At 61.6% G+C, this 19,964-nt stretch carries 24 protein-coding genes; 16 read left to right on the top strand and 8 right to left on the bottom strand.

The features are described 5' to 3' along the window. Positions 1–123 precede the first annotated feature (123 nt). The 3 genes from LQK84_RS08375 to LQK84_RS08385 form a co-directional block, all read right to left on the bottom strand. Positions 124–1,890: a putative bifunctional diguanylate cyclase/phosphodiesterase gene (locus LQK84_RS08375; protein ID WP_230828232.1), complete on the bottom strand. Its 1,767-nt coding sequence runs from the start codon at positions 1,888–1,890 to the stop codon at positions 124–126. A 170-nt stretch (positions 1,891–2,060) separates the two neighbouring features. Next, on the bottom strand, positions 2,061–3,476 hold the full coding sequence (gene tldD, locus LQK84_RS08380; protein WP_230828233.1) for a metalloprotease TldD: 1,416 nt from the start codon (positions 3,474–3,476) through the stop codon (positions 2,061–2,063). A gap of 79 nt (positions 3,477–3,555) precedes the next feature. Continuing rightward, on the bottom strand, positions 3,556–4,098 hold the full coding sequence (locus LQK84_RS08385) for an invasion associated locus B family protein (protein WP_230828234.1): 543 nt from the start codon (positions 4,096–4,098) through the stop codon (positions 3,556–3,558). 381 nt (positions 4,099–4,479) lie between these two features. On the opposite strand from LQK84_RS08385, the gene coxB reads away from it, so the two are divergent. The 15 genes from coxB (at position 4,480) to rnhA (ending at position 16,200) form a co-directional block, all read left to right on the top strand. Continuing rightward, positions 4,480–5,355, top strand: a complete 876-nt coding sequence (gene coxB / locus LQK84_RS08390; protein ID WP_230828235.1) for a cytochrome c oxidase subunit II — start codon at positions 4,480–4,482, stop codon at positions 5,353–5,355. Between the two features lie 21 nt (positions 5,356–5,376). Next, on the top strand, positions 5,377–7,065 hold the full coding sequence (ctaD, locus tag LQK84_RS08395; protein WP_230828236.1) for a cytochrome c oxidase subunit I: 1,689 nt from the start codon (positions 5,377–5,379) through the stop codon (positions 7,063–7,065). Positions 7,066–7,172: 107 nt separating this feature from the next. Continuing rightward, a complete protein-coding gene (locus LQK84_RS08400) occupies positions 7,173–8,126 on the top strand; it encodes a heme o synthase (RefSeq protein ID WP_230828237.1) in 954 nt (317 codons plus the stop codon). Beyond that, positions 8,126–8,269 (top strand): hypothetical protein, encoded by a 144-nt coding sequence (locus LQK84_RS08405; RefSeq protein ID WP_230828312.1) that lies wholly within the window; start codon positions 8,126–8,128, stop codon positions 8,267–8,269. Before LQK84_RS08400 ends, LQK84_RS08405 begins: the two co-directional genes overlap by 1 nt. Before the next feature lie 23 nt (positions 8,270–8,292). Then, positions 8,293–8,883: a cytochrome c oxidase assembly protein gene (locus LQK84_RS08410; RefSeq protein ID WP_230828238.1), complete on the top strand. Its 591-nt coding sequence runs from the start codon at positions 8,293–8,295 to the stop codon at positions 8,881–8,883. A gap of 59 nt (positions 8,884–8,942) precedes the next feature. Continuing rightward, a complete protein-coding gene (locus tag LQK84_RS08415) occupies positions 8,943–9,821 on the top strand; it encodes a cytochrome c oxidase subunit 3 (RefSeq protein WP_230828239.1) in 879 nt (292 codons plus the stop codon). A gap of 72 nt (positions 9,822–9,893) precedes the next feature. After that, positions 9,894–10,172, top strand: a complete 279-nt coding sequence (locus tag LQK84_RS08420; RefSeq protein WP_230828240.1) for a GNAT family N-acetyltransferase — start codon at positions 9,894–9,896, stop codon at positions 10,170–10,172. Next, a complete protein-coding gene (locus LQK84_RS08425; RefSeq protein ID WP_230828241.1) occupies positions 10,151–10,381 on the top strand; it encodes a L,D-transpeptidase in 231 nt (76 codons plus the stop codon). The genes LQK84_RS08420 and LQK84_RS08425 overlap by 22 nt, the downstream gene beginning before the upstream one ends. Next, on the top strand, positions 10,378–10,779 hold the full coding sequence (locus LQK84_RS08430) for a DUF983 domain-containing protein (RefSeq protein ID WP_230828242.1): 402 nt from the start codon (positions 10,378–10,380) through the stop codon (positions 10,777–10,779). Before LQK84_RS08425 ends, LQK84_RS08430 begins: the two co-directional genes overlap by 4 nt. Continuing rightward, positions 10,748–11,548, top strand: coding sequence for an SURF1 family protein (locus LQK84_RS08435; RefSeq protein ID WP_230828243.1), 801 nt, complete (start codon positions 10,748–10,750; stop codon positions 11,546–11,548). Before LQK84_RS08430 ends, LQK84_RS08435 begins: the two co-directional genes overlap by 32 nt. Beyond that, positions 11,545–11,919 (top strand): DUF1304 domain-containing protein, encoded by a 375-nt coding sequence (locus LQK84_RS08440; RefSeq protein ID WP_230828244.1) that lies wholly within the window; start codon positions 11,545–11,547, stop codon positions 11,917–11,919. Before LQK84_RS08435 ends, LQK84_RS08440 begins: the two co-directional genes overlap by 4 nt. A gap of 7 nt (positions 11,920–11,926) precedes the next feature. Then, positions 11,927–12,916, top strand: coding sequence for a 4-hydroxy-3-methylbut-2-enyl diphosphate reductase (gene ispH / locus LQK84_RS08445; RefSeq protein ID WP_230828245.1), 990 nt, complete (start codon positions 11,927–11,929; stop codon positions 12,914–12,916). Positions 12,917–13,062: 146 nt separating this feature from the next. Further along, the gene (locus LQK84_RS08450; protein ID WP_230828246.1) at positions 13,063–14,676 is read left to right on the top strand and encodes a putative bifunctional diguanylate cyclase/phosphodiesterase; all 1,614 of its coding nucleotides are present in this window, start codon (positions 13,063–13,065) and stop codon (positions 14,674–14,676) included. Between the two features lie 111 nt (positions 14,677–14,787). Next, complete coding sequence (locus LQK84_RS08455) at positions 14,788–15,747, top strand: homoserine kinase (RefSeq protein WP_230828247.1); 960 nt, start codon at positions 14,788–14,790, stop codon at positions 15,745–15,747. Between the two features lie 12 nt (positions 15,748–15,759). Further along, positions 15,760–16,200, top strand: a complete 441-nt coding sequence (gene rnhA / locus LQK84_RS08460) for a ribonuclease HI (RefSeq protein ID WP_112695044.1) — start codon at positions 15,760–15,762, stop codon at positions 16,198–16,200. Between the two features lie 6 nt (positions 16,201–16,206). Here the strand turns inward: rnhA and LQK84_RS08465 are convergent, their stop codons facing one another. The 4 genes from LQK84_RS08465 to LQK84_RS08480 form a co-directional block, all read right to left on the bottom strand. Beyond that, the gene (locus LQK84_RS08465; RefSeq protein WP_230828248.1) at positions 16,207–16,557 is read right to left on the bottom strand and encodes a HepT-like ribonuclease domain-containing protein; all 351 of its coding nucleotides are present in this window, start codon (positions 16,555–16,557) and stop codon (positions 16,207–16,209) included. Next, positions 16,554–16,844 (bottom strand): nucleotidyltransferase family protein, encoded by a 291-nt coding sequence (locus LQK84_RS08470; protein ID WP_230828249.1) that lies wholly within the window; start codon positions 16,842–16,844, stop codon positions 16,554–16,556. Before LQK84_RS08470 ends, LQK84_RS08465 begins: the two co-directional genes overlap by 4 nt. A gap of 90 nt (positions 16,845–16,934) precedes the next feature. After that, entirely contained in the window at positions 16,935–17,525 is a 591-nt protein-coding gene (locus LQK84_RS08475) for a 2-hydroxychromene-2-carboxylate isomerase (RefSeq protein ID WP_230828250.1), read from the bottom strand. A 25-nt stretch (positions 17,526–17,550) separates the two neighbouring features. Further along, entirely contained in the window at positions 17,551–18,288 is a 738-nt protein-coding gene (locus LQK84_RS08480) for an SDR family oxidoreductase (RefSeq protein ID WP_230828251.1), read from the bottom strand. A 54-nt stretch (positions 18,289–18,342) separates the two neighbouring features. Here LQK84_RS08480 and LQK84_RS08485 point away from each other — a divergent pair, with 54 nt between their 5' ends. Continuing rightward, on the top strand, positions 18,343–18,924 hold the full coding sequence (locus LQK84_RS08485; protein ID WP_230828252.1) for a TetR/AcrR family transcriptional regulator: 582 nt from the start codon (positions 18,343–18,345) through the stop codon (positions 18,922–18,924). Positions 18,925–19,070: 146 nt separating this feature from the next. On the opposite strand, the gene LQK84_RS08490 is transcribed toward LQK84_RS08485, so the two are convergent. Next, the gene (locus LQK84_RS08490) at positions 19,071–19,961 is read right to left on the bottom strand and encodes a metal ABC transporter substrate-binding protein (protein ID WP_230828253.1); all 891 of its coding nucleotides are present in this window, start codon (positions 19,959–19,961) and stop codon (positions 19,071–19,073) included. Positions 19,962–19,964 lie beyond the last annotated feature (3 nt).

Below are 19,964 nucleotides of genomic sequence, written 5' to 3' on the forward strand. Positions count from 1 at the left end.
GTGAAGGCATGGCAGGCAATACCGCGCAAGCTCAGGACAACCCCGAGGCGAGACTAGAAGGCAAAGATTGAAAATGGATTGAGAAAAGGCGGCGTTGTCGGAGGCAGTCGAAGCAAAGAAAGACTATTGCGCCGCAGCACTCTTCTCGTATCGCGCAACCCAGCGGAAGAATTCCTCTTCCGGCATCGGTTTGTGCCAAAGGAACCCTTGGCCTTCGTCGCAGCCGATCTTGCGCAGCATCTCGGCCTCTCCGGCAAGCTCGATGCCCTCGGCGACGCATTTGATGCCAAGCTCGCGGGCCATGGCGACGATGGTCCGTGCAATGGCCGACGGCTTGCCGTCGTCGACACGGGTGTGGACAAAGCTGCGGTCGATTTTCAGCGAGGCGATCGGGTAGCGCGTCAGGCTGCTGATCGCCGAATAACCGGTGCCGAAATCATCGATCGACACGGCAACGCCAAGCGCTGCGAGCCCGCGCATCAGTTCGTCGATCCGCTGCGGATCGGACATCAGCATGTTCTCGGTGATTTCCAGTTCCAGCCATTCCGGCCGGCAGCCGGCGCGCGAAATGCAGCCCTTCATGAGCGGAATGAAGTCATCCAGCATGACCTGGCGCGGCGACAGGTTGACGGAGACCCGCACCGGCTTGCGGTGGCCGTCATTCCAGTTCCGGGCGAAATGGCAGGCATCGGTCATGACCCGCTCGCCGAGCGGAATGATCAGGCCCGTCTGCTCGGCCAGCGGAATGAAGACGCCGGGCGGGATCGAGCCCATGTCCGGATGGTTCCACCGCATGAGCGCTTCGACGCCCGCGATTTCGCCTGTCTTCAGGTTGATCTTGGCCTGGAAATGGGCGGTGAAATTGTCACTTTCGATCGACTTGCGAAGGTCGGCTTCCAGTTCGAACCGTTCGCGTGCCTCGTCGATCAGGCTGTCGTCAAAGATGCGCCAGGTGTTCTGCCCGCCGCGCTTGGCAAACAGCAGCGCGCTGTCGGCCTGCGAAAGCAGCTGTTCGGCATTGTCGCCATGCTCCGGGAAACAGGAGGCACCGATGCTGGCGGTGACGGTCAGCAGCTTCTGCTCGACGAAAAACGGTTTCGAAATACGCGTCAGCAGTCGCTCGCAATCGCGCGCAACATCGTCGCGCCCGGCATGGTGATGCACGATTATCGCGAAGCTCGCGCCGTCCAGCCGTGCCAGGAAATCGCCGTGCCGCTCGGACTCCTCGCGCAGGCGTTTGGATATTTCGACCAGAACCTGGTCGCCGGAGGCGCGGCCGACTGTCTCGTTGATGGCGCTGAAGCGGTCGAGGTCGATCTTGAGAAGCGCACCCTCGCTTCGGCCGGCGCTGGCCACGGAGGATGCCTCCGCCAGCTTGCCTGCAAGGTGGCGCAGGTTCGGCAGGCCCGTCATCGGGTCGTAATAGGCGTGCTGGAACAGTTCGTTGCGGCTGGCCGTCAATTCCAGCTCGAGGCTCTTGCGGCGCGTCATGTCATGCGCAACGCAGACATAGCCGTCCGGCGTTCCGTCAGGCCGCTCCAGAGCAATCTCGGTCGTCTCGAAATAGATGCGCGATCCCGTCTTGGGATTGCGCACCGCATGTTCGCCGCGCTCCGTCTGGCATTTCAGAGAATGGGCCATGAAGCCGCGGATGAACTGCGGCAGCTCGATGCCGTCAAAGGGCGGGCAGAGCCCGACGAGCTCGTGCTGCTTCGTGCCGGTGAACGCTTCGAAGGCGGAGTTGCAAAGTCGGAAACGCCGGTCCTGATCAAGGCACCAGACGATGTCGGGCAGGGACAGAAAGATGCGCGCTTCCGCATCGCAAATCGCCGCCGCCGGTTCGATCGGCACGGTCGCGGCACCCGCGTGAGACGGAATGTTATCCGGCATGGAAATTCTGCCTACAATTCAAGCCGATTTCGTCCGAAAACATTACGTCCGATCGCAGCAACCGTCCACCGGTTTGTGGCCGGAAATCCCCTGTGGTCACGCGCTTGTGACCGGACGCGCGACGCGTTGAGAGGGCGCACAGCCCACCAGCCGGTTGCAATGGCTTCGGATCACGCGCGCGTGCCGCCGACGGTCACCTGATCCATGCGCAGATGCGGCTGCCCGACACCGACCGGCACGCTCTGGCCGGCCTTGCCGCACATGCCGATGCCCGGATCGAGCTTCATGTCATTGCCGACCATGGAAATGCGGCGCATCGATTCCGGACCGTTGCCGATCAGCATGGCGCCCTTGACTGGTGCACCGATCTTGCCGTTCTCGATCATGTAGGCTTCGGTGCAGCCGAAGACGAACTTGCCGGAGGTGATGTCCACCTGTCCGCCGCCGAAGGAGACGGCATAGATGCCGTTCTTGACCGAGGCGATGATCTCTTCCGGCGTCTTGTCGCCGCCAAGCATGTAGGTGTTGGTCATGCGCGGCATCGGGCGATGCGCATAGGACTGGCGGCGGCCGTTGCCGGTCGGCTTCATCCCCATGAGGCGCGCATTCTGCCGGTCCTGCATGTAGCCGACGAGGCGACCGTCTTCGATCAGAACGTTGTAGCCCGACGGCGTGCCTTCGTCGTCGACGGTCAGCGAGCCGCGCCGGGATTCGATTGTGCCGTCATCCACGACGGTCACGCCCTTGGAGGCCACCATTTCGCCCATCAGGCCGGCAAAGGCGGAGGTCTTCTTGCGGTTGAAGTCGCCTTCCAGCCCGTGGCCGACCGCTTCATGCAGCATGACGCCCGGCCAGCCGGAGCCGAGAACGACATCCATCGTACCGGCCGGCGCATCGATGGCCGAGAGATTGACGAGCGCCTGGCGCAGTGCCTCGCGGGCGCCGACCTGCCAGTTTTCGGTCAGGATGAAATCGCCGAAGCCCTTGCGGCCGCCGGTGCCGAACGAGCCCGATTCCTGCCGGTCGCCTTCGCCGGCAACGACGGAAATGTTGAGCCGCGTCATAGGCCGGATGTCGCGCACCCGGTGGCCGTCGCGGCGGATGATGTCGACGATCTGCCAGCTGGCGGCGATCGACGCCGTGACCTGCCGAACGCGCGGGTCTTCGGTGCGCAGGAAGGCGTCGATTTCCTGCAGCAGCTGGGCCTTCGCCTCGAAGCTCGGCTCGCCAATCGGGTTTTCGGCCGAATAAAGCCGCTTGTTCGTGCCCTGCGGCGCTTCCGCATAGGACCCGGAATAACCGCGCGTCACGGCACCGACCGCGTCGGCAGCACGCTTCAGCGCGGCGAGAGAGAGGTCGCCGGCATGGGCATAGCCCACCGCTTCGCCCGCAACTGCGCGGAGCCCGAAGCCCTGGTCGGTGTTGAACGTGCCGGCCTTCAGCCGGCCGTCGTCGAAGGTCAGCGCCTCGGCCTGGGCATGCTCCAGATAGAGCTCGCCGTCATCGGCATCCTTCAGCGCATTCGCGACGACGTCCTTCACCGCGCCTTCGTCGCAATCGAAAAGCTTGAGGAGATCGTCGTTCATGGGAGGCGCCTTTCAGCGAAATTGATGATGTGTCGGGAGCTTAGATAGGCGCGCCGACGGCATTTTCAAAAGGGACGGGTCAGGGCAGGGCGTCGTAGCCGTCTGCAAAGCCCTTGAGATCCACCGGGATGCCGACGCCCTCTTCCGGCGACTGGAAGACGATGAACGTTGCCTGCGTGCCGGCGCGCAGCGTCTTCAGGAGATCGTCCTGCAGCACGACTTCCGCATAGCAGCCATCGGAGAAGCAGCGCACGAAATAGGCGCGCCCGATATCCTTGCCGTCGACATTCAGGCCGAGCCCGTTGGGCAGCAGAACGCCGAGCGGTGCCAGAACCCGCAGGATGCGCGACTTGCGGTCGGCCGTCTTCAGCACGACGACGGAAAGGCCGACTTCGGGACGGTCGTCGGCGATCACGTTCTGCATCAGCGCGCATTGCTCTTCCGAGGCGCCCGCCGGCGTGTCGCAGATGATCGACCATGCGCCATGCGTCGAGCGCACCGTGCCTTGCCCCTGGCCGGGAGCCGGCGGCGGCTGGGTGGCGGCATGTGCGGCCGGCGTGAACGCAATCGCCGCAAGAGCGACGAAGCCGAGCGCTGCACGCTTCAACGGGCTGGATATCATGAACGTCCTCGAATCATCTTCCGCTTTGGGCATATCGTTTAGCGCCGAAACGCGGATCATTGAACAGTCAAAGCGCGCCGGCTTCAAGGCCTGAGTTCCGGAGCCTTCCGCCTGATGCCTGCACGGTCTGGCATTTAAAGAGAGTTGATCGACGTGAAAAGCGGCAAAAATAGTGTCCGCAAAGGTTCGCAATGGCACGTCAAATTGATAAAAGCCAGTCACCCCCCGGCTCTTGCGCAAAAATGACGCATGCACGGCGAGTGACGAAGGTTGCGATTGGGGCTAAACTGTGGTTTGAAACAGTTAGTATAGCAGGGATTCTGCTAGACGGTTTGATCTCGATCAAGTGTCGAGGACCAAACACTGAGGGGAGAGAGATTCGTGAGGAATAAGGCTATTGCAGCAATGGCGTCGGCCGCCAGTTTGCTCTTTGCTGGTGCGGCATTCGCCGCCCAACCGACGCCGTGGCAGACCGATCTGCAGCCGGCTGCATCCGGGGTGATGCATGAAATCCGCTGGTTCGAAGAATATACGCTGTGGTTCATCGTGCCGATCACATTGTTCGTTCTGGCGCTTTTGATCATCGTCGTCCTGCGTTTCCGCGCCAGCGCCAACCCGGTTCCTTCCAAGACCAGCCACAACACGGCGATCGAGATCCTCTGGACGCTCGGCCCTGTCGTGGTTCTGTTCCTCATTGCGATCCCGTCGTTCCAGCTTCTGTCGAACGAGCTGATCATTCCCAAGGATACCGATCTGACGATCAAGGCGACAGGCAACCAGTGGTACTGGTCCTACGAATACCAGGGCGAAAAGGAACTCGCCTTTGACTCGCTGATGCTCAAGGATGCTGACCGCTCCAAGTTCGGCAAGGACGACAAGGCCGCCTATCCCCGTCTTCTGGCTGTGGATAACGAGCTCGTCGTGCCGGTCGGCAAGACGGTTCGCGTGCTGGTCACCGGCGCCGACGTCATCCATGCCTTCGCAATGCCTGCTTTCGGTGTGAAGATCGACGCCATCCCGGGCCGCATGAACGAGACCTGGTTCAAGGCCGACAAGGAAGGCCTCTATTATGGCCAGTGTTCCGAGCTCTGTGGCAAGGACCACGCCTTCATGCCGCTCGCCATTCGCGTGGTGACCGAAGAACAGTACAAGACGTGGCTCGCAGCCGCCGCCGGCAATCTCGGCGCGGCCAACAAGGCCCTCATGGCAGCCACCGACGGCAAGAAGACCGTCGACGTGGCTTCCAGCGCCAAGTAAATCCGGAGGGGGAACATCAAGATGGCTAGCAATCACGATCACGCCCATGATCACGCCCACGGTCACGACGACCATGCCGCGCACGATCATCATCACGCTCCGAGTTTCTTCACGCGTTGGTTCCTGTCGACCAACCACAAGGACATCGGCACACTCTACCTGATCTTCGCGATCATCGCCGGCGTCATCGGCGGCGCGCTCTCCGTCGTCATGCGCATGGAGCTGCAGGAGCCGGGCATCCAGATCTTCCACGGTCTGGCGTCCATGGTCTACGGCTTCGAAGGCGATGCTGCCATCGATGGCGGCAAGCAGATGTACAACGTCTTCACGACGGCTCACGCGCTCATCATGATCTTCTTCATGGTCATGCCGGCGCTCATCGGCGGTTTTGCCAACTGGATGATCCCGATCATGATCGGTGCGCCGGACATGGCGTTCCCGCGCATGAACAACATCTCCTTCTGGCTGATCGTCCCGGCCTTCCTGCTGCTCATCCTCTCGATGTTCGCGCAAGGCCCGGCCGGTGGCTATGGTGTGGGTGGTGGCTGGACCATGTATCCGCCGCTGGCCACATCCGGAACGCCCGGACCGGCGGTTGACCTTGCGATCCTGGCGCTTCACGTCGCCGGCGCATCCTCGATCCTCGGCGCGATCAACTTCATCACTACGATCATGAACATGCGCGCTCCGGGCATGACGCTGCACAAGATGCCGCTGTTTGCCTGGTCGGTTCTGATCACCGCCTTCCTTCTGCTGCTGTCGTTGCCCGTTCTCGCCGGCGGCATCACCATGCTTCTGACCGACCGCAACTTCGGCACGTCCTTCTTCGCGCCGGAAAACGGTGGTGACCCGATCCTCTTCCAGCATCTGTTCTGGTTCTTCGGTCACCCGGAAGTGTACATCCTGATCCTGCCCGGCTTCGGCATCATCAGCCACATCATCTCGACCTTCTCGCGCAAGCCGGTCTTCGGCTATCTCGGCATGGCTTACGCGATGGTGGCGATCGGCGCCGTCGGCTTCATCGTGTGGGCGCACCACATGTATACGGTCGGCCTCTCGCTCAACACGCAGCGCTACTTCCTCTTCGCCACCATGGTCATCGCGGTGCCGACCGGCATCAAGATCTTCTCGTGGATCGCGACGATGTGGGGCGGCTCGATCTCGTTCCGCACGCCGATGATCTGGGCGATCGGCTTCATCTTCCTGTTCACCGTTGGTGGTGTGACGGGCGTGCAGCTGGCAAACGCCGGTCTCGACCGCGCCATGCATGACACCTATTACGTCGTGGCGCACTTCCACTACGTTCTGTCGCTGGGCGCCGTCTTCGCCATCTTCGCGGCCTGGTACTACTGGTTCCCGAAGATGACCGGCTACATGTACAGTGAAACGCTGGGCAATCTGCATTTCTTCGTCATGTTCATCGGTGTGAACATGGTCTTCTTCCCGCAGCACTTCCTCGGCCTTGCCGGCATGCCGCGCCGCTACATCGACTATCCGGATGCATTCGCCGGCTGGAACTATGTTTCGTCGCTCGGCTCCTACATCTCGGCCGTCGGCGTGCTCATCTTCTTCGTCTGTATCATCGAGGCATTCATGAAGAAGCGCGTGGCGGGTGACAATCCGTGGGGCGTTGGCGCCGACACGCTGGAATGGCAGCTGTCCTCGCCGCCGCCGACCCACCAGTGGGAACAGCTTCCGCGCATCAAGTAAGCGGACAGGAACACGGAGCGCCGCTTCTTGGGCGGCGCTTCCTTCTTCAAAACGCCGGCTCCGGATATGTCCGGGATCGGCACAGAGAGTAAAAGCAGGTTCAGTTCATGTCTTTGGTCGACAACCGCGAAATCGATAACCCGCAAGCCGGCTTCCGGATTTCCGAAGCCTCGGCCGGGGATTTCTTTGCGCTGTTGAAGCCGCGCGTCATGTCGCTTGTCGTCTTCACGGCCTTTGCCGGACTGGTGCTTGCTCCCGGGACGATCCATCCTGTCATGGCGCTTTTCGCCATCATCTGTATTGCCGTGGGCGCCGGCGCGTCCGGTGCCCTGAACATGTGGTACGATGCCGATATCGACGCCGTCATGGCCCGCACGGCGACGCGTCCCATTCCCGCCGGCAAGATCGTGCCGGGCGAAGCGCTGGCCTTCGGCCTCGTGCTCTCCGCCTTCTCGGTGGCGATCCTCGGCCTGGCCGTCAACACGCTGTCCGCCGGCCTGCTCGCCTTCACCATCTTCTTCTACGCCGTCGTCTACACGATGTGGCTGAAGCGCTCGACACCGCAGAACATCGTCATCGGTGGCGCGGCCGGCGCCTTCCCGCCCATGATCGGCTGGGCCTGCGTGACCGGCGGCGTTTCCATCGACAGCATCTGTCTGTTCCTCATCATCTTCCTGTGGACGCCGGCCCATTTCTGGGCGCTGGCGCTGTTCAAGATGAAGGATTACGGCGCAGCCGGCGTTCCGATGCTGCCGAACGTTTCGGGCGTCGCAACCACCAAGACGCAGATCGTGCTCTATTCCGTGCTGACCGCCATTGCCGGCGTCGCGCCGACCTTCACGGGTCTTGCAAGCCTCTGGTACGGCGCGTTCGCGGGCGTTCTCGGCCTCATCTTCGTTGCCATGTCGATCGGCGTCTATCGCATGGACGAGAACGACCAGAAGATGGTGCCGGCCAAGAAGCTCTTCGCCTATTCGATCCTCTATCTCTTCGTCATCTTCTCCGCCCTGATGGTTGACCATTATGCGGCGAGCATCTCGCACCTGGGAGGCCTGATCTGATGGAGATGGAAACGGTCAAGCTGACGGAAGCGCAGCAGAAATCGCGCCGGGGCCGCAACATAGCACTCGGCCTCGTGCTGGCCGGGCTGGTGGCGGTGTTCTACGTGATCACGATCATCAAGTTCGGCGGCAAGCCGGTGTAACTGGAGCTGAGGGAGGAGAGACCATGGCGACAGGAACACAACAGAGACGCAACGGCCTCGTCGTCGCGGGCTGTCTTGGCATTTTCTTCGGCATGATCGGCCTGTCCTATGCGGCCGTGCCGCTCTATCGCATGTTCTGTCAGGTGACGGGTTACGGCGGCACCGTGAAGACGGTCGAACAGGCCTCCAGCGTCATCCTCGATCAGACCATCAAAGTCCGTTTCGACGGCAATATTTCAGGTGGGCTCAATTGGGACTTCAAGCCGGATCAGCGCGACGTCGTGATGAAGATCGGTGAGACAAAGCAGATATTTTTCCATGCGAAGAACACGTCCGACAAGGAGCTCACCGGCCAGGCGACGTTCAACGTCACGCCCGAACAGGCGGGCGCCTATTTCAACAAGATCCAGTGCTTCTGCTTCACCGAGACCACGCTGAAGCCGGGGGAAGAACTGGAAATGCCCGTGCTCTTCTTCGTCGATCCGGACATCGTCAAGGATCGCGAAACGAAGAGCATCGGAACCATCACGCTGTCCTACACCTTCTACCCGCATGAGAAGACCCGCCCGGTCGCCGATGCGAAGAAGCCGTTGGACGCCGCGAAGAAGCTTTGAATTTTCATGAGGAGAGCCCCGGGTTTCCGGGGCGGGATTGAAATCCGGGGAAGACTGACATGGCAGACGGACATAACAGACAACACGACTATCACATCATCGATCCGAGCCCGTGGCCGTTCCTGGCTTCGATCGGGGCCTTCATCATGGCGATCGGTGGCGTGTCCTACATGCGCTATCTCTCCGCGCAGCCGTTCGAATTGTTTGGCGTGAACCTCGCCAATCCGTGGGTCTTCTTCATCGGCCTCGTGCTGGTGCTCTACACCATGTTCGCCTGGTGGGCCGACACGATCAAGGAAGCCCACGAAGGTCATCACACGCGCGTCGTGTCGCTGCATCTTCGCTACGGCATGATCATGTTCATCGCCTCTGAAGTGATGTTCTTCGTCGCATGGTTCTGGGCTTTCTTTGATGCCAGCCTCTTCCCGGGTGAAGCCATTCAGGCCGCCCGCACGACGTTCACCGGCGGAACCTGGCCGCCGAAGGGTGTCGAGGTACTCGATCCCTGGCACCTGCCGATCTACAACACCGTGATCCTGCTGCTCTCGGGCACAACGGTCACCTGGGCGCACCACGCGCTGCTGCATGGCGACCGCAAGGGCCTGATCAATGGCCTGACGCTCACCGTGCTGCTCGGCCTGCTCTTCACCTTCGTGCAGGGCTATGAATATGCCCACGCGCCTTTCGCCTTCAAGAACTCGATCTATGGCGCGACCTTCTTCATGGCGACTGGCTTCCACGGCTTCCACGTGATCGTCGGCACGATCTTCCTTGCCGTCTGCCTGTTCCGGGCAATCGGTGGTGATTTCACGCCGAAGCAGCATTTCGGCTTCGAAGCGGCCGCCTGGTACTGGCACTTCGTCGACGTGGTCTGGCTCTTCCTCTTCTTCTCCATCTACATCTGGGGTGGATGGGGCGCGCCGCTGGCGCATGGCTGAGCAGGCCTGACAGACACAACTTCGGCGGCGCGGCAGGTCCGCGCCGCTTTCGTTTTTGAAAGGATGCGTCGAATGGATATTCGCGAAGAAAAATCGGGCTCGGGCGGCCGCTATGTTGCGACCGTTGAGGGCCATGAGGCGGAAATGACCTATTCGCGAGCCTCGCCGCGGCTGATCATCATCGACCACACCGGCGTTCCGGATGCACTGCGCGGCAAAGGGGCGGGCCAGGCGCTTGCAGCCCATGCGGTTGAGGAAGCGCGGGCAGGCGGCTGGAAGATCATCCCGCTCTGCCCCTTCTTCAAGGCCCAGACGCTGCGCCATCCCGAATGGGCGGATGTCATCAAGTAACCGCTTTCCGCAGGCAGTGTTCGGCTCCAAGGTCGGAAGACTTGGCGAGACCGGGAAGGGTCCATGGCCAGAAGAACTATTTCGGTTGGGCAGCGCCCATCACGCAGCTTTTCAACTGGACGAACGGCTGCATTGCAGTGAGAAATGAAGACATGGATGCGATTTGGGACTCGGTTCCGAATGGCACACCGATAGAGATCAGGCCGTGACAGAACCTCATGAACCGCCGCGCGACAGCGCCCAATATCCGCCCGTCAGCCCCATTTCCGCGGGCCTCCGCTGCCGTTGCCCGCGTTGCGGCGAGGGCGCGCTGTTCGAGGGCTTCAGCAAGGTCAAGCCGGCCTGCTCCAATTGCGGCCTCGACTATGGCTTCATCGACGCCGGCGACGGGCCGGTGGTCTTCGTGCTGCTCATCATCGGCTTCATCTTTGTCGGCCTTGCCTTCTGGATGCAGGTCACCTACGAACCGCCCATGTGGCTGCAATTCGTGCTCTGGATACCGCTGATGATCATCTCTGCGCTCGCCCTCATGCGTTCGCTCAAGGGTGTGCTGATCAATCTCCAATATGCCAACAATGCCAGACCGGGCGAGATCGACCGTGGCTGACAATATTGCAGATGGCCGGCGTGCCGCGCGTCCCTTCTGGCGATGGGTTCGCCGCATCGCGACGCTCGTTCTCCTGGCGATCAGCTTCACCGTTCTTGTCGCGCTCGGCACCTGGCAGGTCCATCGCCTCCAGTGGAAGGAAGAGCTGCTGTCCGACATTGCCGAGCGGCGCGCCATGCCGGCGGTCGGCGTCGACAAGATCGGCGCGGTGCTGGCTTCCGGCGACGACGTCGACTATCGGCCGGTCAATGCCACCGGCACGTTCGATCATGCGCATGAGCAGCATTTCTTTGCCACGCATGATGGCGAACCCGGCTACTATGTCTACACGCCGCTGAAGCTCGGTGGCGGCGAGTTCATCTTCGTCAATCGCGGCTTCGTGCCCTATGACAAGAAGGAGCCGGCGACGCGCATGGCAGGGCAGGTTGCGGGCGAGGTGACGATCACCGGGCTTGCCCGCTCGCGCCTCGACGCCAAGCCCTCGATGATGGTGCCGGAAAACGATCTGGCCAAGGACATCTTCTACTGGAAGGATCTTGACGGCATGACGGCCCATGCAGGGCTTTCCAAGGGCCGCGTCCTGCAGTTCTTCATCGACGCCAACGATGCGCCCAATCCCGGCGGCCTGCCGATTGGTGGCGTCACGCAGTTCGACTTTCCCAATAATCATTTACAATATGCCGTGACATGGTATGGCCTTGCCCTAACATTGGCTGTCGTCGTCGCGATCTACTGGTTCCGCGGACGCAGAACGGGGAGTGAGAAATGACCATTGCCGCCGCCGTGCTGACAGCACTCGTTGCCCTCGAGCATGTCTACATTCTGTATCTGGAAATGTTCCTCTGGACGAAGCCGGCAGGTCTGCGCACCTTCGGCATGAGCCAGGAAAAGGCCGAGGAAACCAAGGTTCTGGGTGCAAATCAGGGCCTCTATAACGGCTTTCTCGCCGCCGGCCTCTTCTGGAGCCTCGTCCACCCCTCGGCCATGTTTGCCTATGAGCTGAAGGTCTTCTTCCTCGCCTGCGTCATCGTGGCCGCCCTTTACGGCGCATGGTCGGCAAGCCGGAAGATCCTGTTCACGCAAGGCCTGCCGGCCATCATTGCGATGATCGCCGTGCTCGTCGCCGGCGTGCATGCCTGAGGTTACCATGAAGCGGCAGCTGACCATCCGTCTTTGCGAACCTCGGGGCTTCTGCGCGGGCGTCGATCGCGCCATCCAGATCGTCGTTCTGGCCCTGAAGCGCTTCGGCGCGCCGGTCTATGTCCGTCATGAGATCGTGCATAACCGCTTCGTCGTCGAAGGGCTGGAAGCCAAGGGCGCGGTCTTTGTCGAAGAACTCGACGAGATCCCGGCCGAGCATCGCATGCAGCCGGTCGTCTTCTCGGCACATGGCGTGCCGAAATCGGTGCCGGCGGATGCGGAAGCCCGCAACCTCTTCTATCTCGACGCGACCTGCCCGCTCGTCTCCAAGGTCCACAAGCAGGCCATGCGCCATCAGCGCCTCGGCCGCCATGTGGTCCTGATCGGCCATGCCGGCCATCCGGAAGTCATCGGCACGATGGGTCAGCTTGAGCCCGGTGCCGTCTCTCTGATCGAGACCGTCGAGGATGCCGACCGCTACGAACCGGTCGATGCCGACAATCTCGGCTACGTGACCCAGACGACGCTCTCCGTCGACGATACCGCAGGCGTGATTGCCCGCCTGCAGGAACGCTTCCCGAATCTGTCGGCGCCCGCCGCCGACAGCATCTGCTATGCCACCACCAATCGGCAGGAGGCCGTCAAGCATTCCGCCCCCGGCTGCGATCTCTTCCTGATCGTCGGTGCGCCCAACTCGTCCAATTCCAAACGGCTTGTCGAAGTCGCCGAAAAGGCGGGCGCGAAGAAATCGCTTCTCGTCCAGCGCGCCTCGGAAATCGACTGGGACAATCTTGGCGATATCTCGGTTGTTGGCCTCTCTGCCGGCGCCTCGGCTCCGGAAGTCATCGTCAACGAGATCATCGCCGCCTTCAAGGCGCGCTTCGATGCAACCGTCGATCTGGCGGTGACGGCGGAAGAGAACGAGCATTTCCTCGTCAACCGCGAGCTCCGGGACGTCGAACTGACCTCCGCAGACATGGCATTCGTCAACGGTTGAAAGTGTGGACAAACGTCTCCGCGACACCGTCCCTGACTTTACGCAAAAATAAGCATGGTCCTTAATTTCTGTGAAATTTAGAAAGGCTATATATTGCCATAAAGCGGACATAATCTGTTCGGGACCGCATGGATGGGGTATCGCGAATGAAACAGAAGAGCGGAACAAGAGTTTTTCTGGAGATTTTGGTCTGGACCCTGGTCTTCATGTTTGCGTCCGTGCTGGCCATCGCGCTGAACGTCCATCACTATGTTGACGCTTTCCTCGACACCTATCACGGCTATCATTTCGACGACCTTTTCATCCTGCTGAACATCGCCGGTCTGGTCGGGCTGATCTACTCTCTCGTCCGCGTCAAGGATCTGACGCTGGAGAACCACCGCCGCCGAGAGGCCGAGCGCAATGTTGCCTGGCTTGCCACGCATGATGCCCTGACGGAGCTTCCCAATCGTCGCATGCTTGACCAGGAGCTGGCCGCCGCTTCCCGGGAAGGACACCGCAGCGAAAGGACCGTCTTCTCCGTCGATCTCGATGGTTTCAAGCGTGTCAACGATCTCTTCGGTCATGCCGTGGGCAACGAAGTTCTCAAGACGGTCGCCGAGCGGCTGAAGGCGTCTTTTCCCGAGGATTGCATCTACCGGATCGGCGGCGATGAATTCGTCGTCATCACCCGCGGAGCGGACGCCGCCGCGGCAGCGTCCTCTGCGCAGCGGATCGTGCAGCAACTGACCGCACCCATTGATGCGGACGTGATGACGGTCGATGTCGGCGCAAGCGTCGGCTATGCGTTCTCGCCAGGCGGCCCCGACTCGCTGAACACCGCGATCCTCCATTCAGACTACGCAATGTACACGGCGAAGTCTTCCGGGCGAAGCCGTGCCGTCGCCTTTGCGCCCGAGATGGAACATAACGTCTACAAGCGCGCGCGCCTCGAAGGTGCGCTCAAGCGCGCTGTTCGCGAAGGGACGATCATCCCCCATTTCCAGCCGCTGATCGACCTGAAGACCAACCGGGTCAACGGATTTGAAGCGCTGGCGCGGTGGGAACTGCAGCCGGGCGAATTCGTCTCTCCCGGCGAGTTCATCCCTCTCGCCGAAGAGACGGGTCTGATCATGCCCCTCACCGAGCATCTGCTGCGGCTTTGCTGCATCGAGGCGCGGAACTGGCCGCAGGATGTCGGGCTTGCCTTCAATCTCTCGCCTATGCTGCTGAGCGATGCGGTCATCGGTCTGCGGCTGATCAAGATCATGGCGGAAGAAGGCTTCGCGCCCACACGGCTCGAACTCGAAATCACCGAAAGCAGCGTGATGAAGGACTATCCCGCGGCGCAGAAGGTGCTGGGCGACCTGATGGACGCCGGCGCCCGCATCGCGCTGGATGATTTCGGCACCGGCTATTCAAGCCTGTCGCAGCTCTCCGGCTTCTCCTTCGACACGATCAAGATCGATCGCAGCTTCGTCACCGCCATGAACAAGGGCGAGCGTCAGGACAAGGTCATCCGCGCCATTGTTGCGCTGGGCTCCGGCCTCGGGGTGAAGACGACGGCCGAGGGGATCGAGGACGAGGCGCAGCTCGCCTATCTCAGGTCGCTGGGCTGCGATATCGGCCAGGGCTATCTTCTCGGCAGGCCCATGCCCGCAGAGGCGGCGCGCCGTTTCGTGCAGCAGCGGCTGGATCATCCGGTCGAACCGGAGGCCGATGTGGCCCTGACGCAAGCGGGTGCCGTTGCCGCGCTGCCCGGCAAGCTGCGCCGCGCCTGATCAGGGCGTGAAGGGAAGGGGTTCTGCCGCCCAACTTGGCGTCCAAGCCTGTTGCATTTATCGGCCGATTCGGGGCATGAGAGCGGGGACTGACTTGCGAAGGAACCCGCCTTGGCCGTTTACACCGACATCTCGGAAGATGAACTCTCCGCTTTCCTGAGCGACTATGACGCCGGCACTCTGCTGTCCTACAAGGGGATCGCGGAAGGCGTCGAGAACTCGAATTTCCTGCTCCACACGACACAGGGCTCCTTCATCCTGACGCTCTATGAAAAGCGCGTCGATCCCAATGATCTGCCCTTCTTCCTCGGCCTCATGCAGCATCTGGCGAAGCATGGGCTTTCCTGCCCGCTGCCGCTGATCCGCAAGGATGGCGGCATGCTGGGTCAGCTCGCGGGCCGGCCGGCTGCCATGGTGACCTTTCTCGAGGGCATGTGGCCGCGCAAGCCAACGGTTGCCCATTGCCGCGAGACCGGCAAGGCGATTGCCGCCATGCATCTGGCCGGCGAGGGTTTCGAGATCACCCGGCCCAATGCGCTTTCAGTCTCCGGCTGGCGGCCGCTCTGGGACAAGTCGGAGGCGCGAGTGCACGAGATCGATGCGACGCTGCGCGATGAAATCCCCGCCGAGCTTGCCTTCCTCGAAGCCAACTGGCCGAAAGACCTGCCGACGGGCGTAATCCATGCCGACGCCTTCCCGGACAATGTCTTCTTCCTCGGCGAGGCCTTTTCCGGGCTGATCGACTTCTACTTCGCCTGCAACGATTTCCTCGTTTATGATGTGGCGATCTGCCTGAATGCCTGGTGTTTCGAGAAGGACGGCTCCTTCAACCTCACCAAGGGCATGGCGCTGCTGGAAGGCTATCAGGAGGTCCGCCCGCTCTCAGCCGAGGAGATCGCAGCCCTTCCGATCCTGGCGCGCGGCTCGGCACTGCGCTTCTTCCTGACCCGCCTGTTCGACTGGCTGGAAACGCCGCCCGGTGCGCTGGTGGTCAAGAAGGACCCGCTCGAATATCTGCGCAAGCTGCGCTTCCACGCGCATGTCAAAAGCGCCGCCGACTATGGCCTGTAAGAAAGCAATACAATGAAGCATGTCGATATTTTCACCGATGGCGCCTGCTCGGGCAATCCCGGCCCCGGTGGCTGGGGCGCGATCCTGCGCTATGGCGACAAGGAAAAGGAAATGTCCGGTGGCGAGGCCGAGACGACCAACAACCGGATGGAACTGATGGCCGCCATCGAAGCGCTGAACGCCCTGAAGAGCCCCTGTGAGGTCGATCTCTACACCGACAGCGCCTATGTGAAGGACGGCATTTCCAAGTGGATTTTCGGCTGGAAGAAAAACGGCTGGAAGACCGCCGACAAGAAGCCGGTCAAGAACGCCGAACTCTGGCAGGCGCTGGAAGCCGCCCGCGATCGCCACAAGGTAACGCTCCACTGGGTGAAAGGCCATGCCGGCCACCCGGAGAACGAACGCGCCGATGAACTGGCGCGCATGGGCATGGCGCCGTTCAAGACACGGTGAGGGGGCTTATCGCTGGATCGTGGCGATTGCGATTTTCAGTTTCGGCAGGTCATTGGTGACGGTCCGCCAAACCATCGCGATATCGACGCTGAAATAGCCATGCGCCAGCGCGTTCCGCATCTGGTAGGCTGAAGAGAGTTCGATGTCTGGATGGTCCTGCTCGAAGCGCGGCTCGATCTTCAGGATGTTCCGGCTCGCTTCTCCGATAATCTCCAGATTTCTGATGTCCGCATCCTGGACCAGCCTGTTCGAAACGAACTCGTCCAGCGTCACGCCATGGATATAGGCTTCGATACGTCCGATAGCCTCATGAATATGGCCGAGATAGGAAGAAATTCTCGCAGGCTTTGCGCTCATACCGCCAGCGCTTCGGCAAGGACCCTGTCTCGAAACGACTGCGGCAGGGCAAGCGGGGTGACGACATCCACCTCTACGCCCAGCAGTGTGCCGAGTTCGTGCCGGATCGCACCGATGTCGAAAAGCGTCATCTCGTCCGAGGGATCCACGATGATATCGAGATCGCTGTCATCGCCATCGAGACCCGTGAGAGCCGAGCCGAAGATCCGCGCGTTGGAGGCCCGATGCGCCGCAACAATCCGGCGGATCGCCTCACGATGTCGTTCCAATGCGACAGACGGTTTCATCTCGCGGTTCCGTTCGGCAATTGCCAGCCCAATCCTCACACAGAGAAGATGGGGCAATTGGGCGGAAAACTCAACACTTATGGCTTGGCGCTACCCCTTCAGCGCCCGCTCCACAAACATCAGCCGGTCCTGACCCCAGAACATATCCTTGCCGACAAAGAAGGTCGGTGCGCCGAAGACGCCGCGTTGAACGGCCTCGTCGGTGTCGGTCCGCAGCTTGTCTTTCACCGCATCCGTGCCGATCTCCGCCATCAGCGCCTGCGGGTCGATGCCGGCGCGGGCGAGCACCTTGCCGATCTCCTGCACGTCGCCGAGATTGACCGGCTGTTCGAACATGGCCGGATAGATCGCGTCGAGATAGGCTTCGAGCTGCTTCGGTCCGCGCAGCAGCATGGCGGTCGCGCCGCGCATCAGCGGTAGCGTGTTGATCGGGAAATGCGGGTTCATCTGGAAGGGGATGCGGTAATAATCGGCCCATCGATAGAGGTCGATGCTCGAATAGTCCCATTTCGCCGGAACCGTCGCCGGGCTCGAATTGCCCGTTGCCTTGAAGATGCCGCCGATCAGGATGGGTCGCCAGACGATCTCCGCACCGTTGCGTGCGGCGATCTCGGGCAGGGCGCGCCAGGCGATATGGCTGAAGGGGCTGCCGACATCGAAGAAGAATTCGACCTGTTTCATGGGGTTGTCCTTGCGTGTGTAAAGTTTACCAGCGTTCCGACCAGGGGCGCAGATCAAGCTCATGCGTCCAGGCGTCGCGCGGCTGGCTATGCAGATGCCAGTAGTTTTCGGCGATGTGATCGGGGTTGAGAATGCCGTCCTGATCCTTCAGCGCATAGCGCTCGGGGAAGGTCTCGCGGATGAAATCGGTGTCGATGGCGCCATCAATGACGACATGGGCGACATGGATGTTCTTCGGCTGCAGCTCGCGCGCCATGCTCTGCGCCAGCGCTCTCAGCGCATGTTTTGCGCCAGAAAAGGCCACGAAATTGGCCGAACCGCGCAGCGAGGCCGTCGCGCCGGTAAAGATGATCGTGCCGCGCTCGCGCTCCACCATGCGCTTGGCCACCTCGCGCCCGGTGAGGAAGGCGCTGAAACAGGCCATTTCCCAGATCTTGAAATATTTCCGCGCCGTTTCTTCCAGAATGCTGGAGGGGACATTCGCGCCGATGTTGAAGACCATGACCTCGATCGGCCCAACCTCGCGCTCGATGCGCTCCACCAGCGCCACGACGTCCTCCTCCTTGCGGGCATCTGCTGCAAAGCCGTGCGCTTCGCTGCCTTCCGCACGGATCGCCTCCACCAGCCCTGCAAGCTTGTCGGCAGAACGCCGGGTCACGCAAGCTGCATAGCCGCCACGCGCAAAGCGCCGGGCAATGGCCGCGCCCGTCGCATCGCCTGCGCCGATGATCAGTGCTGCCTTCCGGCCGGTCTGGTCTGTCATCGGTTCCTCCCTGATAACGACCGTTACTATAACGAACGTTATGTGATAGAATTGGTGAGTGTCAAGGACGATGGAGGCGAGGCGCGCATGCGCTACCAGGATGGCTACAAGGATCAGAAGCGGCGCGACTTGCTGAAGGCAGCCGGTGCTGCTGCGAAGAAGAAGGGCTTTGCCGCCACAGGCGTCGACGCGCTGGCAGAAGCCGCCGGCGTCACGTCAGGCGCCGTCTATGCCCATTTCGGCTCCAAGGCGGGGCTGCTGGATGCCGTGATCGTCAACGAGATGGAGCGCAGCCGTGCCCGCTGGGGCAAGAACCCTGACCGTCCGGCCGATGTCTGGCTGACAGATGAACTGGCGCGCTATCTCAGCCGCGCGCATATTGACAACCCCGAAAGCGGGTGCCTCATGCCGACGCTTGCGGCCGATGTCGCGCGCGCGCCGGGAGCGACGCGGCGGGTCTTCGAGGAGCAATTGAAGCAGGTGCAGGCGGAGATCGCCGAGCGGCTGGGAGACGGTGAGAAGGCCTGGCAGTTCCTGTCCCAGATCGTCGGGGCCATGGTGCTCGCGCGCGCCGTGATGAGCGCCGACATGCAGGAAGAGATCCTGGCCGTCAGCCGAAAGGTGATGACAGGCTGAAGGACAGCCACCCGAAGGGGTGCCCCTCCCGGGGGGCTGGGAGGGGCAGACCGACGGCGAGGAGGGACCCATGCCGTCGATCGAGATCTGCGGTTCCGGCTGACCCACGGGAGCCGTCATCGTCCGGAACCGCGTTGAAAACCGTCTTAGCTGTTCTTCTGCATCGCGGAGGAAAGCTGGTCGACGTTGAAGCGGAACATCTTCTCGTAGGTGGAAGCCGGGCCGTCCTTCTTCGACAGCGACTCGACATAGAGTTCGCCGCCCGAGGTCGCGCCGGTGGCCTTGGCAACCTGCTTGACGAGACGCGGATCGTTGGAGTTTTCGAAGAAGTAGGTTTTCACGCCTTCCGATTTGATCTGGTCGATCAGCTTGGCGACGTTGGCGGCCGAGGCTTCGGTTTCCGTCGAAACGCCGAGCGGCGACAGGAACTTCACCTTGTATTCGGCGCCGAAATAGCCGAACGCGTCATGGCTCGTCAGAACCTTGCGGCGATCTTCCGGGATCGTGTCGATCTTCTGATGCGCATAGGTGTTCATCGCATCGAGCTTCTTCTGGTAGGCATCGGCATTGGCCGTGAAGACGGCAGCATCTTCCGGATCGGCAGCCTTGAGTGCTGCTTCGATATTCTTCACCCAGACCTTGACGTTGACCGGGCTGTTCCAGACATGCGGATCGGTGACGGTCTTGCCGTCCTCTTCCATCTTGTGCAGCGAAACGCCTTCCGAAACCGTCACCGGCTTGCCTTGGTAACCGGAGGCCGAGATCAGGCGGTCCATCCAGCCTTCCAGGCCTTCGCCCGAAACGAAGACGACATCGGCGGCCTTCAGATGCTTGGCGTCGGCCGGCGAGGGCTGGAATTCATGGGGGTCGCCGTTCGGCTGGACGAGGCTCGTCACCTTGACCTTGTCGCCGCCGACCTGATGGACGACGTCTGCGAGCACGGTGAACGAGGCCACCACGTTGAGGTCCTTGGCCGAGGCCGCGCCGGCAAAGGCAAACGGAAGGGCGAGGCCGAGGAGGAGAAGACGTTTCTGCATGAG

Origin of the sequence: Rhizobium sp. C4, assembly GCF_021026315.1 — a bacterium.
In the GTDB taxonomy this organism is placed as follows: domain Bacteria; phylum Pseudomonadota; class Alphaproteobacteria; order Rhizobiales; family Rhizobiaceae; genus Ensifer_A.

Coding starts and splice junctions, on each gene's coding strand:
- ispH (WP_230828245.1), top strand. CDS start 11,927: ATGAAGCGGCAGCTGACCATCCGTCTTTGCGAACCTCGGGGCTTCTGC.
- LQK84_RS08480 (WP_230828251.1), bottom strand. CDS start 18,288: ATGACAGACCAGACCGGCCGGAAGGCAGCACTGATCATCGGCGCAGGC.
- LQK84_RS08470 (WP_230828249.1), bottom strand. CDS start 16,844: ATGAAACCGTCTGTCGCATTGGAACGACATCGTGAGGCGATCCGCCGG.
- LQK84_RS08450 (WP_230828246.1), top strand. CDS start 13,063: ATGAAACAGAAGAGCGGAACAAGAGTTTTTCTGGAGATTTTGGTCTGG.
- LQK84_RS08490 (WP_230828253.1), bottom strand. CDS start 19,961: ATGCAGAAACGTCTTCTCCTCCTCGGCCTCGCCCTTCCGTTTGCCTTT.
- LQK84_RS08465 (WP_230828248.1), bottom strand. CDS start 16,557: ATGAGCGCAAAGCCTGCGAGAATTTCTTCCTATCTCGGCCATATTCAT.
- LQK84_RS08375 (WP_230828232.1), bottom strand. CDS start 1,890: ATGCCGGATAACATTCCGTCTCACGCGGGTGCCGCGACCGTGCCGATC.
- LQK84_RS08440 (WP_230828244.1), top strand. CDS start 11,545: ATGACCATTGCCGCCGCCGTGCTGACAGCACTCGTTGCCCTCGAGCAT.
- ctaD (WP_230828236.1), top strand. CDS start 5,377: ATGGCTAGCAATCACGATCACGCCCATGATCACGCCCACGGTCACGAC.
- LQK84_RS08425 (WP_230828241.1), top strand. CDS start 10,151: ATGGGCGGATGTCATCAAGTAACCGCTTTCCGCAGGCAGTGTTCGGCT.
- LQK84_RS08410 (WP_230828238.1), top strand. CDS start 8,293: ATGGCGACAGGAACACAACAGAGACGCAACGGCCTCGTCGTCGCGGGC.
- LQK84_RS08475 (WP_230828250.1), bottom strand. CDS start 17,525: ATGAAACAGGTCGAATTCTTCTTCGATGTCGGCAGCCCCTTCAGCCAT.
- LQK84_RS08415 (WP_230828239.1), top strand. CDS start 8,943: ATGGCAGACGGACATAACAGACAACACGACTATCACATCATCGATCCG.
- rnhA (WP_112695044.1), top strand. CDS start 15,760: ATGAAGCATGTCGATATTTTCACCGATGGCGCCTGCTCGGGCAATCCC.
- LQK84_RS08405 (WP_230828312.1), top strand. CDS start 8,126: ATGGAGATGGAAACGGTCAAGCTGACGGAAGCGCAGCAGAAATCGCGC.
- LQK84_RS08435 (WP_230828243.1), top strand. CDS start 10,748: ATGCCAGACCGGGCGAGATCGACCGTGGCTGACAATATTGCAGATGGC.
- LQK84_RS08400 (WP_230828237.1), top strand. CDS start 7,173: ATGTCTTTGGTCGACAACCGCGAAATCGATAACCCGCAAGCCGGCTTC.
- LQK84_RS08420 (WP_230828240.1), top strand. CDS start 9,894: ATGGATATTCGCGAAGAAAAATCGGGCTCGGGCGGCCGCTATGTTGCG.
- tldD (WP_230828233.1), bottom strand. CDS start 3,476: ATGAACGACGATCTCCTCAAGCTTTTCGATTGCGACGAAGGCGCGGTG.
- LQK84_RS08385 (WP_230828234.1), bottom strand. CDS start 4,098: ATGATATCCAGCCCGTTGAAGCGTGCAGCGCTCGGCTTCGTCGCTCTT.